Genomic DNA, 16,481 nt, shown 5'->3' on the forward strand with positions numbered 1-16,481 from the left:
TCATCGTTATAGAGGAGTGAAGATATGCCCATCCTGAGCGTCAAGCATCTATCTAAAATCTATGAGGGCAAAGTGGCGTTCCAAGCGCTGAACAATATTCACTTCAACGTCACCAAAGGGGAATTCGTCGGCATTATGGGTCCTTCCGGCAGCGGAAAAACCACGCTCCTCAATCTGATTGCAACCATTGATCAGCCCACAGCCGGAGAAGTGATCATAGGGGGGCGCAATCCTCATCTTCTCAGCAGAAGCGACACCGCTCTGTTCCGGCGCCGGGAGCTTGGCTTCGTCTTCCAGCACTTCAATCTGCTGGATACGCTGACCGTTGAGGAAAATATCGTTCTCCCGTTGACGCTGGAGGGCATGCCGCTTGACGAAATGGGCATCCGGCTGAGCCGGATCGCAGATCGACTCGGCATCGGGTCCATTCTGCATAAGCATACCTATGAGATATCCGGCGGGCAGATGCAGCGTACCGCCATTGCCAGGGCGCTCATTCAGGAGCCCGCTCTAATTCTCGCTGACGAGCCCACCGGCAACCTAGACTCCAAAGCCTCCAAAGAGGTGATGCAGACGCTTTCTGCTTCGAGTAAAGAGGCTTCCGCAACGATTCTCATGGTCACTCATGATCCGGTGGCAGCCAGCTATTGTGACCGCGTCTTGTTCATCAAAGACGGACAACTTTATAATGAAATGTACTGCGGTGACAACCGCCAAGCCTTTTTCCAGAAAATCATTGACATGCTGGCTTTACTGGGAGGAGGCAGTCATGACCTTTCGACAATTCGCTTTTAGGAATGTCCTGAGGAATAAGCGGACCTATGCTGCCTATTTCTTAAGCAGCGCATTCTCCGTCATGATTTTCTTCGTGTGTGCGCTGTTCCTGTTCCATCCTTCGATAGCGGACGAGATGTTCTATCCGGTTGTTATCCAGGCGATGCTCGGGGCCGAGCTGATCATGTATGTATTCTCGTTTTTTTTCGTGCTGTATTCCGTGGGGGCTTTTCTAAAGACGCGTAAGCGCGAGTTCGGCATTCTGTTCATGCATGGCATGACGGATCGCCAATTTAACAAGATGGTGTTTCTCGAAAATATGATCATCGGCGTAAGCGCCATTGCTACAGGCATCCTGTTCGGCATCATTACAGGCAAGCTGTTTCTGATGGCAGGCTCGGCCTTTCTTGGAATCCCGCCTCTGCCGTTTCGATTGCCCCTGCGTGCGCTTGGACTGACGGTTGCAAGTTATGTGCTACTGTTTATCATTATCTCGCTGTGCACCTCTAGGCTGCTGCGTCCTAAAGCGTTGATCGATCTGTTTCAGTCCGGACAGCGGCCGAAAACCGCGCCCAGGACATCGCCCTGGTTATCGATATTGGCAGCCGTGCTGCTGGTGGTCAGCTACAGCTTGGCCGCTACGACAAACGCGTCGACCCTGGCGCTGCGCATGTTCCCGGTTACCTTAATGACGATGATCGGCACTTATCTGTTGTATACGCAGCTAGGGGTTGCTCTCGTGCGAAGGTTGAAGCAGAGCCGCCGGTTAGCCTGGAGAAGGACCAAGCTGGTCTCGCTATCCAGCCTGCATTACCGGCTTAGAGATCATGCACAGATGTTCTCGATGGTGACAATCGTGCTGGCTGTTTCCTTTTGCTCGGTAGGCGTATTTGCCTCCATCCCGGTGCTCACGAAGCAATTCAACGAGGATTTCCCTGCTGCCATCGGTTATCTCGCCAAAGCGGGGGACACCTCCGAGAAGCAGCATTTACATGAAATCCGGCAGGAGCTTGAGTCGAAAAAAATACCGTTTGAAACGCTATCGTTTCGCGTGAAATATACGGAAGTTGAGCCAGCTTCCGCACAGGTCGGGCAGTTGCAAAATCCGTTGGCACTGATCTCCTTCTCCGACTATAAGGCGGCGGTGCTAATGGCGGGACTGCCATTTGATGAACAGCCGCTAAGCGGTGAGGATGCGCTTGTCCTCATTGCTTCGCAAAATGACAGGGCTTATATCCGCGACCGGGAGCACGCTTCGTACCGAATCCATGATTCCGAACTTCTCCTGCATGAAATCGGTTATTCCGATCATGTCGGCGTACCGGAATATTTGCTGCCGGAAATGGACGACGATTCTCGCTTCGGCGGGCTTGTGGTCAGTGACGAAGCCTTCGCCGCCATCACGAATCCGGTCCGGCTAGAGCGGTACACCGGCTTCTATGTGGATGATTTCACAGAGACGGAGGGCATCGTCCCCCATCTGGCCCCGCGCGGGGCGGTGCGTTATGAGATGGGCCAGCCTTATGCGCTGGCGGTCAGCGGCACGCTCTTTGCCCTTCGAGACAGCCTGTACAATATGCTGCTCTTTGCGGCGCTGCTTGTGGGCACGGTGTTTTTTATCGCGGCAGGAAGTTTCCTGTACTTCCGCCTCTATGCCGATCTGGATTATGACCGCAGGCATTATGCCACGATATCCCGGCTTGGAATGACCGATAAGGAGTTCCGGCGAATCGTCACCGGACAGCTGGCGCTGCTGTTTTTTGTACCGATCAGCCTTGCGATTGTGCATAGCATCTTTGCTTTTATCGCGCTGCAGAGCTACTTCTATTTATCCATTGCAGCTGAAATGGGCATCGTGTTGATCAGCTTCCTGATGATGCAGGTCCTGTATTTCTTCTTTATCCGCAGTCAATATCTGCGCAAGCTGAAGCAGACCCTTATATAAAGGATGCAGCAGCATCCTTATTTTGAAAGAGGTGTAACCCTTGGAAAACTGGATTACGGATATGATGGAGCAGTTCGGCTATATCGGCATCCTGCTGATGATTGCTTTGGAAAACGTGTTTCCTCCGATCCCCTCCGAAGTCATTCTTACCTTCGGCGGATTCATGACCACCTACACGAAACTGACGGTGCCTGGCGTTATCATTGCCGCTACGATCGGATCTGTCGTCGGTGCTGTTATTCTGTACGGGATTGGTCGCCTCCTCGATGTCGAGCGGCTTGAAAAAATCGTGGATCGCTGGGGGCATATCCTCCGTGTCAAAAAAGAAGACATCCGCAAGGCGGATGCATGGTTTGATAAATACGGCTACTGGACCGTGCTGTTCTGCCGCATGATTCCGCTGATCCGAAGCTTGATCTCCATCCCGGCAGGGATGTCCAACATGAAGTTCGGCATGTTCCTCCTCTTCACGACCATCGGCACCCTGATCTGGAACATTATTCTGGTATGCGTGGGAGCCGCTGTCGGCGATTCATGGGAAAAAATCGTAGCCTTCATGGACGTCTATTCCAATATCGCTTATGCTGTAATAGCTGTGGCCGTAATTGCGTTCCTGTTCTTTTTCTTCCGCAAGCGGAGAAAGTCAGCTTAAAGTTACGCATATTCATGCCATTGATCATTCATATCATTACATTTAACATTTTAGTAAGGGAGAGCTATAGGTCATGGATTTTTTAACCATCCTCAAAGCAATTATTCTGGGAATCGTCGAGGGACTGACCGAGTTCGCTCCTGTATCCTCTACCGGTCATATGATCATCGTTGATGATATGTGGCTGAAATCCGAGGAGTTTCTGACGAAATACGTAGCCAACACCTTTAAGGTTGTCATTCAGCTTGGCTCCATTCTAGCCGTCCTCGTTGTGTTTAAGGACCGCTTCCTGGATCTCTTGGGCCTCAAGCGCAAAAAGCCTGAAGCCGGCGTACCGGCGGTTACGGGCAGACTGAAGCTCAGCCAGGTTATCGTCGGTTTGATTCCGGCCGGTGTTCTGGGCGTCTTGTTCGAAGACCTTATTGACGAGCATTTATTTTCTACCGAAACGGTGCTGATCGGACTTGTAATCGGGGCCATCTTCATGATCGTTGCCGATAAAGTCAGCTCGAAAAGAGAGCCGAACGTGGTCACTGTCGACCAAATAACGTACAAACAGGCATTCAGCGTCGGATTGATTCAGTGTTTGTCGCTCTGGCCAGGCTTCTCCCGCTCCGGCTCCACCATCTCCGGAGGCGTCATGCTCGGTATGAGTCACCGCGCGGCGGCGGACTTCACCTTCATTATGGCGGTGCCGATCATGTTCGGAGCCAGCTTACTGTCGCTGCTGAAGAACTGGGAATACTTCACGCTGGAGGCTCTTCCATTCTTCATCGCCGGATTCGTGGCAGCCTTCGTCTTCGCCTTGATCTCCATCCGCTTCTTCCTGAAGCTGATTAACCGGATCAAGCTGGTGCCGTTTGCGATCTATCGGATCGTGCTCGCTGCTATTATTGCATTGGTGCTTTATCTGTAAAACCGTTCTACAAGTACCGTTTACAATCCTAGAGGTGCTCGGGCACGTATAAAGGGGCTGTCCCAAAGTCATCTTTCATGACTTCTGGGACAGCCCCGTTTTATTAAAAGTGCGCGGATGGCTATGGTATTAACAGACTATATCATAACAAATCTTTCCTCTAAGCTTCTTTTGTTATAGAACTTCGTTTACCTTATCAGAGAACCATTTCGCGATGATTTGCGGCCTTGTTATGGCGCTGCCTACAACCACACAATGAGCCCCCATTTTGATCGCTTTTGCAGCCTGCTCCGGTGTGTTGAAGTTGCCTTCTGCAATGACTGGTTTCTTACACTGCTTAATCAGTTCTTCCAGCACGGTGAACTTCTCCACATGCTGAGACTGCGGTGTATAACCAATAAGTGTCGTTCCAATGTAGTGGAACCCCAATCGATCTGCTCGCAACCCCTCTTCCGTGGTGGAGATATCCGCCATGAACTTCTGCGAAGGGTATTTTGTAAAGATCGATTGCAGGAATGCCTCATCCTGATCCATCGTTGCTTGCACAGCAATAATTTCAACCCCCGTGCCAACAAGCGCATCCACTTCGGTCATGGTCGCTGTAATGAACGATTGCATACCCGGGTATTCTTTTTTGATAATGCCAATAATGGGCAACTCAACATGCTTCTTAATCTCTTCGATGTCTTCAACGCTATTAGCACGAATCCCCACCGCACCGGATTCGGCAGCCGCAATGGCCATACGCCCCATAATAAATGAACTATGCAACGGTTCGCCTGGCAAAGCCTGACATGATACAATTAATCCTCGATTCACAATATGTTCCCTCCATGCCCTATCCTGTTTTATTCTTCACCAATAGTCTCATTTATCTTTTGTTTAATTAAGTCGGCTTTGGCGCCAAATACAGCCTGAATCCCGCCTTTTACTTCCAATACTGCGGTAGCACCCAGTTCTTTGATTGTATCCTTATCTACCTTCGATACATCTTTGACGGCAACACGAAGTCTTGTAATACATGCATCGACATCTTCCAGGTTCTCCTTGCCGCCAAGCGCACTCAGCACTTTCATCGCGGTATCTCCAATACTGTCCTTGGATTCAACCGATACGCTCTCCCCATCACTTTCACGTCCAGGTGTCGCCACATTGAATTTCGTAATTAAGAAGCGGAACACAAGGTAATAGATGATCGCCCAGAAGAGCCCGATAATGATGACATAGATCCAATTAGTTCTGGCATTCCCCTGCAGAACCCCGAAGAGCAAGAAGTCGATGGCCCCGCCAGAGAAGGTATTCCCGATACGAACGGATAACATATCCGCGATCATAAAGGACAGACCGTCCAGAGCCGCATGAATCACATATAACCATGGAGCGACGAATAAGAACATAAACTCAATCGGCTCCGTAATCCCTGTCAGGAACGATGTCAGCGCAGCACTAAAGAACAAACCAAACACAAGTTTGCGACGGTTCTTCGGTACGCAATGATACATCGCAAGGCATGCCGCAGGAAGACCAAACATCATCGTAGCAAAACGCCCTGCAAAAAAACGGGTTCCTTCGGAGAACATTCCAACATGATTCGGATCAGCCAGTTCGGCAAAAAAGATTTTCTGCGCACCCACCACTTGCTGACCTGCAACCGTGGCGACACCGCCCAGCTCTGTGAACCAGAACATCGGATAAATCATATGGTGTAGACCGACAGCACCTGTAAGACGAAGCAAGAATCCGTATAAATAGGTTCCGAAATATCCCATGCCGGCAATAGCAGTTCCTGCCGCTACCAGCCATCCTTGAAACGTAGGCCAGATTAAGAAGAAGATCCCGCCTACAAAAATAGCACTAAACGATGAGACGATCGGAATAAACCGCGAGCCTCCAAAAAATCCTAGAAAGGAAGGTAATTGAATTCCCCGGTATCGATTATTCAAATAAGTAACCAGGATACCAATGACAATAGCCCCTACAACCCCGGTGTCAATGGATTCAACGCTTGGATTGAATACCGTGATCATTGCACCAATCGATGCATTCATAACTAGGAACGAGACGGCTGCTGCCAGTGCGGCAGTACCTTTATCTTTTTTCGCTAATCCCACGGCAAGACCAATACACATGATTAGCGCTAAGTTGGTAAACACAACATTGCCGGCTGCTGACATAATTTGAAAAATAGCTTGTAAAAACGGCGTATTCAGAATCGGATATGCCGCAATCGTATTTGCATTCGATAAGGATCCGCCAATCCCAAGCAGCAAACCCGCAGCAGGTAGGATTGCAATCGGTAACATAAATGACTTACCAAGCTTTTGCAACTGTTTAAACATGGATTTTCCTCCTATTAGATCAAGCATTGTACTTCCATCGCGATATGTCGATTCTACATCATGAAATTATTTTAGTAAATATAATTTTATTAAAATAATTTTATTATTACCTGACAATTAAATCCATGACAACTCTTAGTATGAACAACTCACCAATAAAAAAACCTGTGCCCCTCCAGTAGACGATAACTACGTCAACTTCTGAGGTTCACAGGTACGATGAATGCTTTATTGGTAATCCATTCGATTATGTTCAAGAATCGTATTAACTGTAATTTGCATCCGTCTATTCAAATCCGCATCCGCGAGTAAGATCATACATAAAATATCGATCGCATACATGACGGAAAATTGACTATTTACAAACCTTTCTTTATCAACAAACAATGTATTCGGGACCAGAATAAAAGAGTCCACTTGCTGCGCCAGCGTACTCTCGGAGAAGCTGGTCAGACAGATGACTTTGCACCGATTATTCTTTGCAATTCTGGTTGCGTCGACAATGACAGACGTTTCCCCTGAACTGGAAATCGCAATAACGAAATCATTCTCATTCACTATCGAACTATTGATCAGCATTAAATGCGAATCCGTTATACTCTGCACATTGAAGCCCATACGCAGCAAACGAAGCATCATTTCCTTCGCTGAAAGTCCCGAGCTTCCGATCCCGTATATGAAAATCCGTGCTGCGCCCTTAATCGTTTCAGCAAGCTGATGCAAATATGTAATGTCCAGTAATTGATTCGAACGCTCAATAACTGTCTGATAGAATTTAGATACTTGAATGAGAATATTGTCCTCCACCGAAGGAGCCGTCGCAGTTCGTAGCCTGCCCAACTGAACCTTTAATTCGGCAAAATTATTGCAACCAATCTTCTTGCAGAAATGCGTGATTGTCCCATTCGAGACACCAACATGGTTCGCGAGCACAGATATATTCATGTTATTAATCGATTGACCTTCTTGAAGAATATAATTCGCTACCAACTGTTCTTTCTTCGAGAAACTCGGATATAACTGCTGAATAACCATATAAATATCCATCGAATCCACCACCGCCATTTGGGAATTATAACAAAAAAAGCATAAGGATTCAATATTATTACTATAGTAGGGAGCATTGCTCAAGACCCATCATAGGAGTAAACATGATGCAACGCAACCACCATCCATCCATGAAGAAAAAAGAAGAAGCCCTCCGTTTTTGGAGAGACTTCCAGGTTATAGTTGAATGGGAGCTTCCCCTATCCATCAGCGCGCTAGGGTCATTTCATTTCTGTAATGGTGTGTGAAAGCCAGGAGCCCTGCGCCTCACTCTTCAAACGATAAATTGGTAGGCTCCTCCAGGAGCTCATAGTGAAAATCAAAGTTCGTCGTCGGTACGCTAAGATCCACCTCTTCAAAGCGGAGGCTGTCCAGCCACACCTTGCCTGCCCCCATCAGCAGAACACCGATCGAAATCGTGGCGCTGTCCTCGGGTACGTCGAGCACGATGGCATAGTGATTCCAGTGCATGCTGCCCACAATGCGCCGATCGTTCATATTGTCGAACTGGAGTACGTCTTCCGCTCTGTTGTCAACACGCATCCACAGCCCGCAGTATTCTTTGACGTTCTCGGTTTTGACAAATCCGGAAAACCGCATCCGTTTGCCCGCATACTTATCGGCTTTGAACTGCTGCATCATGGTCGCAAAAGCGCCAGCCTCCATTGGGGTTAGGGCTTTTAGGTAACCGGAAGTGCTTCCTTGGTGGACGGTGGACCGATCGACACCGATTTCATAATCATGCGGGTGGCTTCCGCTCAGAAACCAGCCTTTTAATGCGGATTGAGATTGCTGCTCCATGTGATCCTCTCCTTTAAAGTAGCTTGCGTGTTGAGCGTGAACCGCAAAGATTCTCCGGTAACGTCCCGGCGGCATGCCGTATAATTTTTTGAATGCTCTTGTAAACGACTCCTGACTTTCGAAGTGACAGTGCAGGGAAATGTCGATAATCGCAGCTTCGGAGTGCAGCAGTAGCTGTGCCGCATAACAGAGTCTTCGTTTTCTAAGGTAATCCGCGATGTTCATACCGACCTCCTTCCGAAACAAGCGGTGGAAGTGATATGGCGAAAAACCGGCATAGGATGCAATATCCGCGAGGGTCAGCTGCTCCTCCAGATGCTGCTCCATGTACGCTATACTTTTTTGGATGATACGCTGGGTGTTCAAGGTTAGGCCTCCTTTGTTATTAAGAATACCAAAAGGGAGAAGAGCGTTTTTGATCTTTTTTGCCAACATCAAAAAGCCCCTTCGATTACAAAGATCGAAGAGGCTTAAACAATGATACGATTCTCGTTATGGATCACAGGAAAGGCTCCCTGCCATGAAGAAGGTATAACCGCGCTTTTTACTTCATCCATCGTTAGCGGCGATTCCTTCTCGCAACGATCGAAGAAGAGCTCTAGTCGGTTATCGTGCAAATCATCGATCTCGAGTACCCAGATAACCTGAGTCGCACCCAGGAATCCCGGCACACTCCCGCAATACATGCTCTTTAGTAAGTGAGCACAAAATATTGCCGGATGAGTGTCGGACGTTTCGACATGACCTCACGTCTTGAGGATACGTGTCCTCGAAGGCAAGCACATGACCGAGCGCGTAATCCTGCTGTACGGCTAATGCCGCAAAAACCGCATTATCCCAGCGGCTTCAGCTGAACGGTACGCTTGGTGCTTGCGGATTCATACGCTGCAATGGCAACACGGGCAGAATTGTAGCCGTCTTCCCCTGTTATTTCGACCGGCTTGCCGTCGCGAATGCTGTCGATAAAGCTGTTGACGAGACCTTCGTCCATATCATCGCCCCAGAAGCTCCACGCAGCTTTCCCAGTTACATCGCTGTAGACATCGTTCTTCTGAGCAAAAGAATCAATGTTCAGCACACCCTTGGTGCCGATGATCTCAAGCGTTACATCCCCCCAGGTCGGGAAGGTGCGATTACGGGACCAGCTTGGGTCCAGTACGGCAACAACGCCATTCGCGAACTTGACGTGCACCATACCGGCATCGTCAATCTCCGTGTCATTGAAGAGCGTTTCCGCATGGGCGTATACTGCCTCTGCCTTGCTGCCGGTAAACCAGTGCATCAGGTCCATCACATGGACCGTATGGTCCAATACGGCTCCGCCGCCCGATTTCTCCCGTTCGATAAACCAGCCGCCAGGCATGCTTCCCCGGTTGGTTCCCTTCATGGCCAAAATTTCGCCGATCTGCCCTGCGTCAATCGCTTCCTTCGCCTGACGAACGGACGTAATATAACGGCAAGGAAAAGCCGTCATGAGCTGCACGCCATGATCCTTGCACACTTGAATCATCTCCAGCATCTCGGACTCGGATAAACCTAACGGCTTCTCACACAGCACATGCTTGCCCGCCGCAGCGGCAAGCTTGGTAAATTCCGCATGACGCGCATTTTCCGAGCAGATGACGACAGCATCCAGTTCCTGTGCCAGCAATTCATTGTAGTCCGCATAGTACGGGATACCTCGGTCCACAGAGTATGGACGCACACGCTCCGCGTTTTCATCGGCGACTCCGACCACCTCGACATCATCCCGCTTCAGCATGCCTAGGAGATAGCTCGCTGCATGCATATGGGCAAAGCTGATAAAGCCTACTTTAACTTTCTTCATGAAACCGTCCCTCCGATCATCACGGGCTGTCCAGTCTGAGCCGATTCCTCCGCTGCCTGAGCGATTTCAACGGCATAACAAGCATCCTTAATGCTTACGAGCGGCTCATGGCCGGTTCGGATGCACTCGATAAAATGCTGCACTTCGTTATAATAAGGGTCATGCAGACTTGGGCTTGAAGGAACCTGTACAGCTGCTCCCTCCCCTGCCTCCGCATTGACCAATTTAATATCCAAAGACTGCACCTGATTGCTATCAAATCTTATGATTCCCTGGTCACCCGAAATCTCGAACTGCGTCGTAAACGGTCCGGGATACCCCCAATAGCCGGTTAAACTGGCGATTGCACTATTTTTAAAATGAAGCGTAAGCTGAGCATACTCCATCTCAGGCTCATCCCGCTTAACGATGGAAGCATATACCGACTCCACTTCCCCGAATAGCCAGCAGGCAAAATCGATATCGTGAATCATGAGATCCATGATAACACCGCCGCTCTTACTCGGGTCGTTATACCATCCATCCATACCCTGCGGATACGAACCGTACCGCTTGAAGTGAGCCATCTTCGGTGTTCCGATGTTCCCGGAGTGGGCCTGCCGATAGGCATCATGATAGTTCGGGAAGAATCGGACGACATGTCCGATAAATAACCGGACTCCGTTCTTCTCGCAGGCCGCCTTCATCTCTTGTGCATCCTCCAGGGTCAATGCAGCCGGTTTTTCGCAGATGACGTGCAGCCCTTTTTCAGCTAGTTTCAATACAAACGGTTTATGGAGATAGGTGGGCAGACACACCGCAACCGTTTCCAAATCTGTTTGTTCAAACAGCGACTCTACATCCGTGTATGCCTTCGCCCCGGTCAAAGCTGCAGCCCGCTCAGCCCGCCCGGCGTTAATATCGACCACACCCGTCACTGTTACTCCCGGCATTTTCGCCAAATTATGCGCATAGGCTGTCCCCATCGTTCCGCAGCCCAAAATCGCAATGTTCATGCTTATCCCTCCAGTATACCTATAATGACTTGGACCAAAAAGTGATGCCGTATCCGTTGTCCGCGAATACTACCCACCCTGTTACATTCTTCATATAGCGCAACATTCCTGCCTCTATTTCGCATGATTCGTGCTTTTTTGAACTTATGCCGCTAACTTGGTAAAGTGTATATAGAGAGTAGAGAGAAAGGGTGTAGAGAGAACATGTCAGAACTTGTCGTTCAAACGAAAGACGGGCATATTCAAGGCAGTTCGGAAAACGGAGTACGTGTATGGAAGGGGATCCCTTATGCGAAGCCCCCGGTAGGCCCGCTTCGATTCCGTGCTCCTGTTCCCCCCGATTCATGGGACGGGATAAAAGATACCACCGCCTTCAGCCCCATGTGCCTTCAGCCAATAGAATCCACGTCAAGCATGCTTGGCGGAGGAGTGACCAAAACGGTGTCCGAGGATTGTCTCTACCTCAATGTGTGGGCACCCCTGAATACGCCAGCGGAGCCGCTGCCCGTCATGGTATGGATTCACGGGGGCACTTTCATCACGGGCTCCGGCAGTTTGCCAAGCTATAACGGTACATCTTTCGTACTCAGAGGCGACGTGATTGTGGTAACCATCAATTACCGTCTGGGTCCGCTAGGCTTTCTCCATCTCTCCCCATACGGCGAATCCTTTGCCTCTAATACCGGTTTATTGGACCAGATTGCGGCCCTGCAATGGGTACGGGATCATATCGAGGCCTTCGGCGGCGACCCCAAACGGGTTACGGTATTCGGAGAGTCGGCCGGCAGCATGAGCATTGCAGCTTTACTTGCAATGCCGGCAGCCAAAGGGTTGTTTCAGCGAGCCATCATGGAAAGCGGTGCTGCCCAGGTGATGGCTCCGGAGCAGGCACAGATGATAACGGCTGGTTTGCTTAAAGAGCTGGACATAACGCCTGATAAGGCCCATCGACTTGAATCCCTCACAGGTGAGCAAATATTCGAAGCCGGGGAACGGCTGAAGAAACGAATCGGTCCCGGCGTCAGCATGATCTTCCAACCAGTGCTGGAGCCCCACACGCTGCCTCATGATCCGCTGCAGGCTATTCAATCGGGCTGGGCGAAGGACGTGCCAATCCTGATCGGAACGAATCTCGATGAAGGCGCCTTGTTCTTCCGGCCGGACATGCCGCTTGTGAAGGAGGACGATCTTGTCCGCACCGTTGAAATGATGACCGGCATCCAGGATGCTGCGCCTATCACCAAAGAATATCCGTACAGCATCGACGGACATGCCCAGATTATGACCGACCTGTATTTCTGGCGCTCGGCCCTGCAGTTCGCTTCCGCTCAGAGCAAGCACACGCCGGTATGGATGTACCGATTCGATTGGACGCTGCCGAATCATCCGGTTCTCGGCAAAGCGATGCACGCACTGGAAATACCGTTTGTATTCAACACACTGGGGCTGTTTCAGAACATCGGTGTGCAAGTCGATGCCGCCACGCAAGCCCTGTCCGACCGAATGCAGGATGCTTGGATTGCATTTGCGCGCAATGGCTCACCGGATACGGAGGCACTGCCTTGGCCTGCTTATGATCTGGCATCACGTTCAACGATGATATTCAACAACGACAGTAGGATCATCGAGGACCCGGATGCGGAGAAGCGGGAAATGATGCAATTATAAAATGGACAAGTGACGGCAACACCGTCAGTCTTTGGGGCGGCTGGCCATCTTCGGAAGACCAGTCCGAATAGAACCACAGATGCATAAAAGCCAAATAAGGCTGTCCCCTATTAAGCAGAATGATCTGCTTTTAGGGAACAGCCTTATTTCATTGCATGTGGATCCTTAGTTTACGAATAGATATCCCTGTTCATTGTAGGCATGGAGCAGCGTGTATCGGCTGAATCGAACCTTGTGGGCTTCACTCAGGCTCCGCTTCAGCAATTCGCTCTTGATCGTAAGCTCCGATACCCCGGCTGGTCCGCCAACCGAGCGCATCAGATCGGCCAGCTCTACCGGTTCCGGGATTTGCATTATTTGCGACCGGATTTCGTTCCAATGCTGCGTGATCCGAAGTGCAGTGTCATTCGCACCTACGGAGGCGCTTCTGTACATCTCAAGCCCCTGTTCCCCAAGACGGTGATACAGCTTCGAGATTTCCACGCAAGCGGCACCCACCTTGGCACCGTGCAGCAGCTGCTTCTCCCCTATCCGGATAAACTCCATCTCCCAATAGTGGGACAGATGATGCTCCGAGCCTGAAGCCGGATGGGATTGACCGAACAGCAGCATGGCTAAGCCCGATTCAACGAGCGCACCCATTAAGATGCGTACACCCTCCTCGGTTCGCTTCCCAATCTGCTCGACTCCGTTCACGCATTGGTTGAGCGCGGATCGCGTAATATCCGCCGAAATTTGCAAATAGGGTTCATCAGCCACCAGGCTGCCGAATTTCCAGTCGAACAGGGACGTGTACTTGCCCAGCATATCCCCGAACCCGGCCGCGGTAAGCTGCGGGGGAGCCGACATGAGAATATCGACATCCGCAAAAATCGCGCTCGGTCCAATAGCTGGAATCGTCTTCTTCTCACCCCGTATAATGATGGGCGCTCCCTTGGAATTAAATCCATCCACCGAAGCGGCCGTGGGTACCGAGATGAATGGGATACCCGCGGTATAAGCAGCGTACCGGCTAATATCGTGAATCGTTCCCCCACCTACCGCAAGCACCGCCTTCGCCCTGCTCTGCTGGATATCCAGTATGACCTGAATCAGGGAAACCTCATCCGCGATAACATCTCCCTTCCGGTCAGGAAGAAGCTTGGTAACTTGGACCTCAATCGAGGATTTCGTAAGCAGGTTCGCAAGCGGCTGGCCCGCTATGTCATAAGTATTGCCGTCTACGACCATCACCACCGAGGTCCACTGTTTTGTCTCAAGGTAACCCGCGACCTCGCGTAGAGCTCCGGACTGAATCTGAATCGACTCCACTTCGTCCAGATTCGAAAGCTGCCTAGCAGGTAAATGCGCCGCCAAACTTCGGATATTCGATAAAATGGAGGTCATATCCGCGTGCCCTTTTTTCCGATCATCGCCAGCGCCGGAAGGGGGTTATTGCAGGTCATACCGGTAACCCCGCATTCCAGCGAATAGCGGACACCCTCCTCATCGTCCGGGCAATAGCTCCAGACCAGCAGCCCCTGTTCCTGGAACCGGGCAACGAGCTCTGGCGTAAGCAGCGACATCTCTACGCCGATTGCCCACATCTTGGAGTAGGTTCCATCCTCCTCGAAGACAAATCGGGACATTTTCTCACCCGGGAAGCCCTGTGTCTTCAGACCATGCGTATCATGAATATGCGTCAGAACTTCTGCATCGAAACAGGTGAATACACAGCGCGGCAGGTACCCGTATTGGTTCAGCACATCAACCGCCAGGTCCGCGGCCTCTATAGCATCGGGGCTTGGCTTAATCTCCACGTTGCACAGAACTTCGGGATATTCCCGGAGCAGCTCGCATAGCTCCGCAAGCGTCGGGATCTTCAATCCTTCAAACTCCCGAGCGAACCAGCCGCCCGCATCCAAAGATTTCAGTTCCGCAAGCTTAAAATCCCTCACCTCGCCAGCGCCGCTCGTCGTACGCTGAACCGTTGCATCATGGATAACCACCACTTCCTTATCAAGCGTCAGCCGGAGATCAAACTCCAGCATATCTACGCCTAACTCCAGCGCCTTGCGAAAGGCCAGCAGCGTATTTTCCGGATAAGCTGATTTATACCCGCGGTGTGCAGCCACCATCGTACAAGATGGTTCCCGTAGTCGTTCGATCATATGTCCTGCCACTCCTTTACCAGTTGTTATTGGGCCAAAATCCGTTCCGTTTCTTTCTTGAAGGTATCCAGCGTAGCCGGAATATCCTTGCTGTCGTACATGATCGCTTCCATCGCCGAGAAGAACTCATGCATAATCTCCGGCCATGCCACGTCCTTATTGGTATCGACGGCAAATTCCAGCTGATCATAAGCGACTTTGCGGTTCGGTTCTTTGGCCCATAGCTCTTGGATCTGCTCCGACTCCACCATCTTCTTCGTGAATGGCAGGTAGCCAGATTGCAAAATAAATTCAAGACCGCCTTCCTCTTCCATCTCCATCCACCGGATGAATTCCCATGCCGCTTCCTTGTTCTTGGAAGAGGACAGCATCGTCACATTCGCGCCTCCGGTCGGATTCGCATACACTTCGTCCTTAGGCAGGAACGCTGTGACGTAATCGAAATCCACCGCGCTGGACAACCCGCCAATCGATCCCGTAGATTGATACATCATTCCGACCTTGCCTTCCACAAACATGCTGTTCACAATGTTGCCGGAATCCTGAGCCGGCGGATAATACAAGGCGCCTGTGCTCTGCAGGTCTTTAAGGTAAGCGAACATCTTGGCGCCGACACCGTTATCCCCGAAGCCGATCGACGTATTGTCATCATTGAAGAAAGTGCCGCCCGCCTGCGAGATCATGGCAATCGGATACCAAGTGTCATAGGGCATCGTAACGCCGTATCGCTTATACTCGCTGCCTTCCTTGACTACAAGCGCATTTGCGACCTCCTTCAGCTCCTCCCATGTGGTCGGAATTTGCAGCCCCTGCTCATCCAGCAATGTTTTGTTCACATGCAGAATCGGGGTGGAACGGTTCAGCGGCAGCGATACCAATTGATCATTGAAGACGGAGTGTCCCATCAGCCCCGGCGTAAAGTCATCGGCGCTGATGCCAGAGCCTTCAAGATAAGGCGTCAGATCCTCAAGCACTTCCGAATCTGCGAACATCTGAACATAGGCTCGCTCCAGCATGCTGACATCCGGACCGGTATCGGAGGCTATCGCCTGCTGCAGCTTGGTTACCGTCTCGTCATAACTCCCCTGAAAGGTGCCTACCACTTCGATATCCTCATGGGATGCATTAAAGCGCTGAATGAGTGCATCCATGTATTCCCCGTTCTTGCCTCCGAGCGAGTGCCAGAACTGAACTGTAGTTTTCCCTTTGTCTCCGGACGGGGCTTCGGCTCCCCCGCTTCCCGGCGCTTTGCCCGTATCACCGGAAGTTCCCCCACCACCACACGCGGCAAGCAAACTGAATAGCATAATGACGGATAGCAGTGTATACCATTTGGATTTCATATTGACTCATTCCTCCATTAATC

The 16,481-nt window shown here is 50.6% G+C and carries 15 protein-coding genes; 5 read left to right on the plus strand and 10 right to left on the minus strand.

The window, feature by feature from the left end:
• The first annotated feature begins 24 nt into the window (after positions 1–24).
• The 4 genes from ACOZB4_RS24030 to ACOZB4_RS24045 all read left to right on the plus strand — a co-directional run bounded on the left by ACOZB4_RS24030 (position 25) and on the right by ACOZB4_RS24045 (position 4,287).
• Positions 25–795: an ABC transporter ATP-binding protein gene (locus ACOZB4_RS24030; protein WP_379416716.1), complete on the plus strand. Its 771-nt coding sequence runs from the start codon at positions 25–27 to the stop codon at positions 793–795.
• A complete protein-coding gene (locus ACOZB4_RS24035) occupies positions 770–2,719 on the plus strand; it encodes an ABC transporter permease (protein ID WP_339270296.1) in 1,950 nt (649 codons plus the stop codon). Before ACOZB4_RS24030 ends, ACOZB4_RS24035 begins: the two co-directional genes overlap by 26 nt.
• 40 nt (positions 2,720–2,759) lie before the next feature.
• The gene (locus ACOZB4_RS24040) at positions 2,760–3,371 is read left to right on the plus strand and encodes a DedA family protein (RefSeq protein ID WP_215160472.1); all 612 of its coding nucleotides are present in this window, start codon (positions 2,760–2,762) and stop codon (positions 3,369–3,371) included.
• 73 nt (positions 3,372–3,444) lie between these two features.
• Positions 3,445–4,287 (plus strand): undecaprenyl-diphosphate phosphatase, encoded by an 843-nt coding sequence (locus ACOZB4_RS24045; protein ID WP_076325937.1) that lies wholly within the window; start codon positions 3,445–3,447, stop codon positions 4,285–4,287.
• Between the two features lie 174 nt (positions 4,288–4,461).
• Here the strand turns inward: ACOZB4_RS24045 and ACOZB4_RS24050 are convergent, their stop codons facing one another.
• The 7 genes from ACOZB4_RS24050 to ACOZB4_RS24080 all read right to left on the minus strand — a co-directional run bounded on the left by ACOZB4_RS24050 (position 4,462) and on the right by ACOZB4_RS24080 (position 11,297).
• Positions 4,462–5,106 carry an N-acetylmannosamine-6-phosphate 2-epimerase gene (locus ACOZB4_RS24050; protein WP_379416711.1) on the minus strand — a complete coding sequence of 215 codons (645 nt, stop codon included), beginning with the start codon at positions 5,104–5,106 and terminating at the stop codon, positions 4,462–4,464.
• A gap of 29 nt (positions 5,107–5,135) precedes the next feature.
• Positions 5,136–6,626, minus strand: coding sequence for a PTS transporter subunit EIIC (locus tag ACOZB4_RS24055; protein ID WP_076325939.1), 1,491 nt, complete (start codon positions 6,624–6,626; stop codon positions 5,136–5,138).
• A gap of 228 nt (positions 6,627–6,854) precedes the next feature.
• Positions 6,855–7,673 (minus strand): MurR/RpiR family transcriptional regulator, encoded by an 819-nt coding sequence (locus tag ACOZB4_RS24060; RefSeq protein ID WP_339270292.1) that lies wholly within the window; start codon positions 7,671–7,673, stop codon positions 6,855–6,857.
• A gap of 267 nt (positions 7,674–7,940) precedes the next feature.
• Complete coding sequence (locus ACOZB4_RS24065; protein ID WP_379414451.1) at positions 7,941–8,840, minus strand: helix-turn-helix domain-containing protein; 900 nt, start codon at positions 8,838–8,840, stop codon at positions 7,941–7,943.
• Positions 8,841–8,944: 104 nt separating this feature from the next.
• Complete coding sequence (locus ACOZB4_RS24070) at positions 8,945–9,160, minus strand: hypothetical protein (protein WP_379414450.1); 216 nt, start codon at positions 9,158–9,160, stop codon at positions 8,945–8,947.
• 146 nt (positions 9,161–9,306) lie between these two features.
• Positions 9,307–10,302 carry a Gfo/Idh/MocA family protein gene (locus tag ACOZB4_RS24075; protein WP_379414449.1) on the minus strand — a complete coding sequence of 332 codons (996 nt, stop codon included), beginning with the start codon at positions 10,300–10,302 and terminating at the stop codon, positions 9,307–9,309.
• The gene (locus ACOZB4_RS24080; protein ID WP_379414448.1) at positions 10,299–11,297 is read right to left on the minus strand and encodes a Gfo/Idh/MocA family protein; all 999 of its coding nucleotides are present in this window, start codon (positions 11,295–11,297) and stop codon (positions 10,299–10,301) included. The genes ACOZB4_RS24075 and ACOZB4_RS24080 overlap by 4 nt, the downstream gene beginning before the upstream one ends.
• Before the next feature lie 204 nt (positions 11,298–11,501).
• On the opposite strand from ACOZB4_RS24080, the gene ACOZB4_RS24085 reads away from it, so the two are divergent.
• Positions 11,502–12,965, plus strand: coding sequence for a carboxylesterase/lipase family protein (locus ACOZB4_RS24085; RefSeq protein ID WP_379414447.1), 1,464 nt, complete (start codon positions 11,502–11,504; stop codon positions 12,963–12,965).
• Between the two features lie 165 nt (positions 12,966–13,130).
• Here ACOZB4_RS24085 and ACOZB4_RS24090 read toward each other — a convergent pair whose 3' ends face one another.
• From ACOZB4_RS24090 to ACOZB4_RS24100, 3 genes are read right to left on the minus strand one after another with little or no spacing between them, the layout of a single operon-like run.
• Positions 13,131–14,351: a sn-glycerol-1-phosphate dehydrogenase gene (locus ACOZB4_RS24090; protein WP_379414446.1), complete on the minus strand. Its 1,221-nt coding sequence runs from the start codon at positions 14,349–14,351 to the stop codon at positions 13,131–13,133.
• Entirely contained in the window at positions 14,348–15,115 is a 768-nt protein-coding gene (locus tag ACOZB4_RS24095; protein WP_379414445.1) for a glycerophosphodiester phosphodiesterase family protein, read from the minus strand. Before ACOZB4_RS24095 ends, ACOZB4_RS24090 begins: the two co-directional genes overlap by 4 nt.
• A 26-nt stretch (positions 15,116–15,141) precedes the next feature.
• Positions 15,142–16,458: an ABC transporter substrate-binding protein gene (locus ACOZB4_RS24100; RefSeq protein WP_076325947.1), complete on the minus strand. Its 1,317-nt coding sequence runs from the start codon at positions 16,456–16,458 to the stop codon at positions 15,142–15,144.
• Positions 16,459–16,481 lie beyond the last annotated feature (23 nt).

Source organism: Paenibacillus sp. NPDC058898 (assembly GCF_049316025.1).
Lineage (GTDB): Bacteria > Bacillota > Bacilli > Paenibacillales > Paenibacillaceae > Paenibacillus_AQ.

Excerpts from the sequence above, each read along its gene's own strand:
- ACOZB4_RS24030 (WP_379416716.1), top strand. The coding sequence starts at position 25 with ATGCCCATCCTGAGCGTCAAGCATCTATCTAAAATCTATGAGGGCAAA.
- ACOZB4_RS24035 (WP_339270296.1), top strand. The coding sequence starts at position 770 with ATGACCTTTCGACAATTCGCTTTTAGGAATGTCCTGAGGAATAAGCGG.
- ACOZB4_RS24045 (WP_076325937.1), top strand. The coding sequence starts at position 3,445 with ATGGATTTTTTAACCATCCTCAAAGCAATTATTCTGGGAATCGTCGAG.
- ACOZB4_RS24055 (WP_076325939.1), bottom strand. The coding sequence starts at position 6,626 with ATGTTTAAACAGTTGCAAAAGCTTGGTAAGTCATTTATGTTACCGATT.
- ACOZB4_RS24060 (WP_339270292.1), bottom strand. The coding sequence starts at position 7,673 with ATGGATATTTATATGGTTATTCAGCAGTTATATCCGAGTTTCTCGAAG.
- ACOZB4_RS24070 (WP_379414450.1), bottom strand. The coding sequence starts at position 9,160 with ATGTATTGCGGGAGTGTGCCGGGATTCCTGGGTGCGACTCAGGTTATC.
- ACOZB4_RS24075 (WP_379414449.1), bottom strand. The coding sequence starts at position 10,302 with ATGAAGAAAGTTAAAGTAGGCTTTATCAGCTTTGCCCATATGCATGCA.
- ACOZB4_RS24080 (WP_379414448.1), bottom strand. The coding sequence starts at position 11,297 with ATGAACATTGCGATTTTGGGCTGCGGAACGATGGGGACAGCCTATGCG.
- ACOZB4_RS24085 (WP_379414447.1), top strand. The coding sequence starts at position 11,502 with ATGTCAGAACTTGTCGTTCAAACGAAAGACGGGCATATTCAAGGCAGT.
- ACOZB4_RS24090 (WP_379414446.1), bottom strand. The coding sequence starts at position 14,351 with ATGACCTCCATTTTATCGAATATCCGAAGTTTGGCGGCGCATTTACCT.
- ACOZB4_RS24095 (WP_379414445.1), bottom strand. The coding sequence starts at position 15,115 with ATGATCGAACGACTACGGGAACCATCTTGTACGATGGTGGCTGCACAC.
- ACOZB4_RS24100 (WP_076325947.1), bottom strand. The coding sequence starts at position 16,458 with ATGAAATCCAAATGGTATACACTGCTATCCGTCATTATGCTATTCAGT.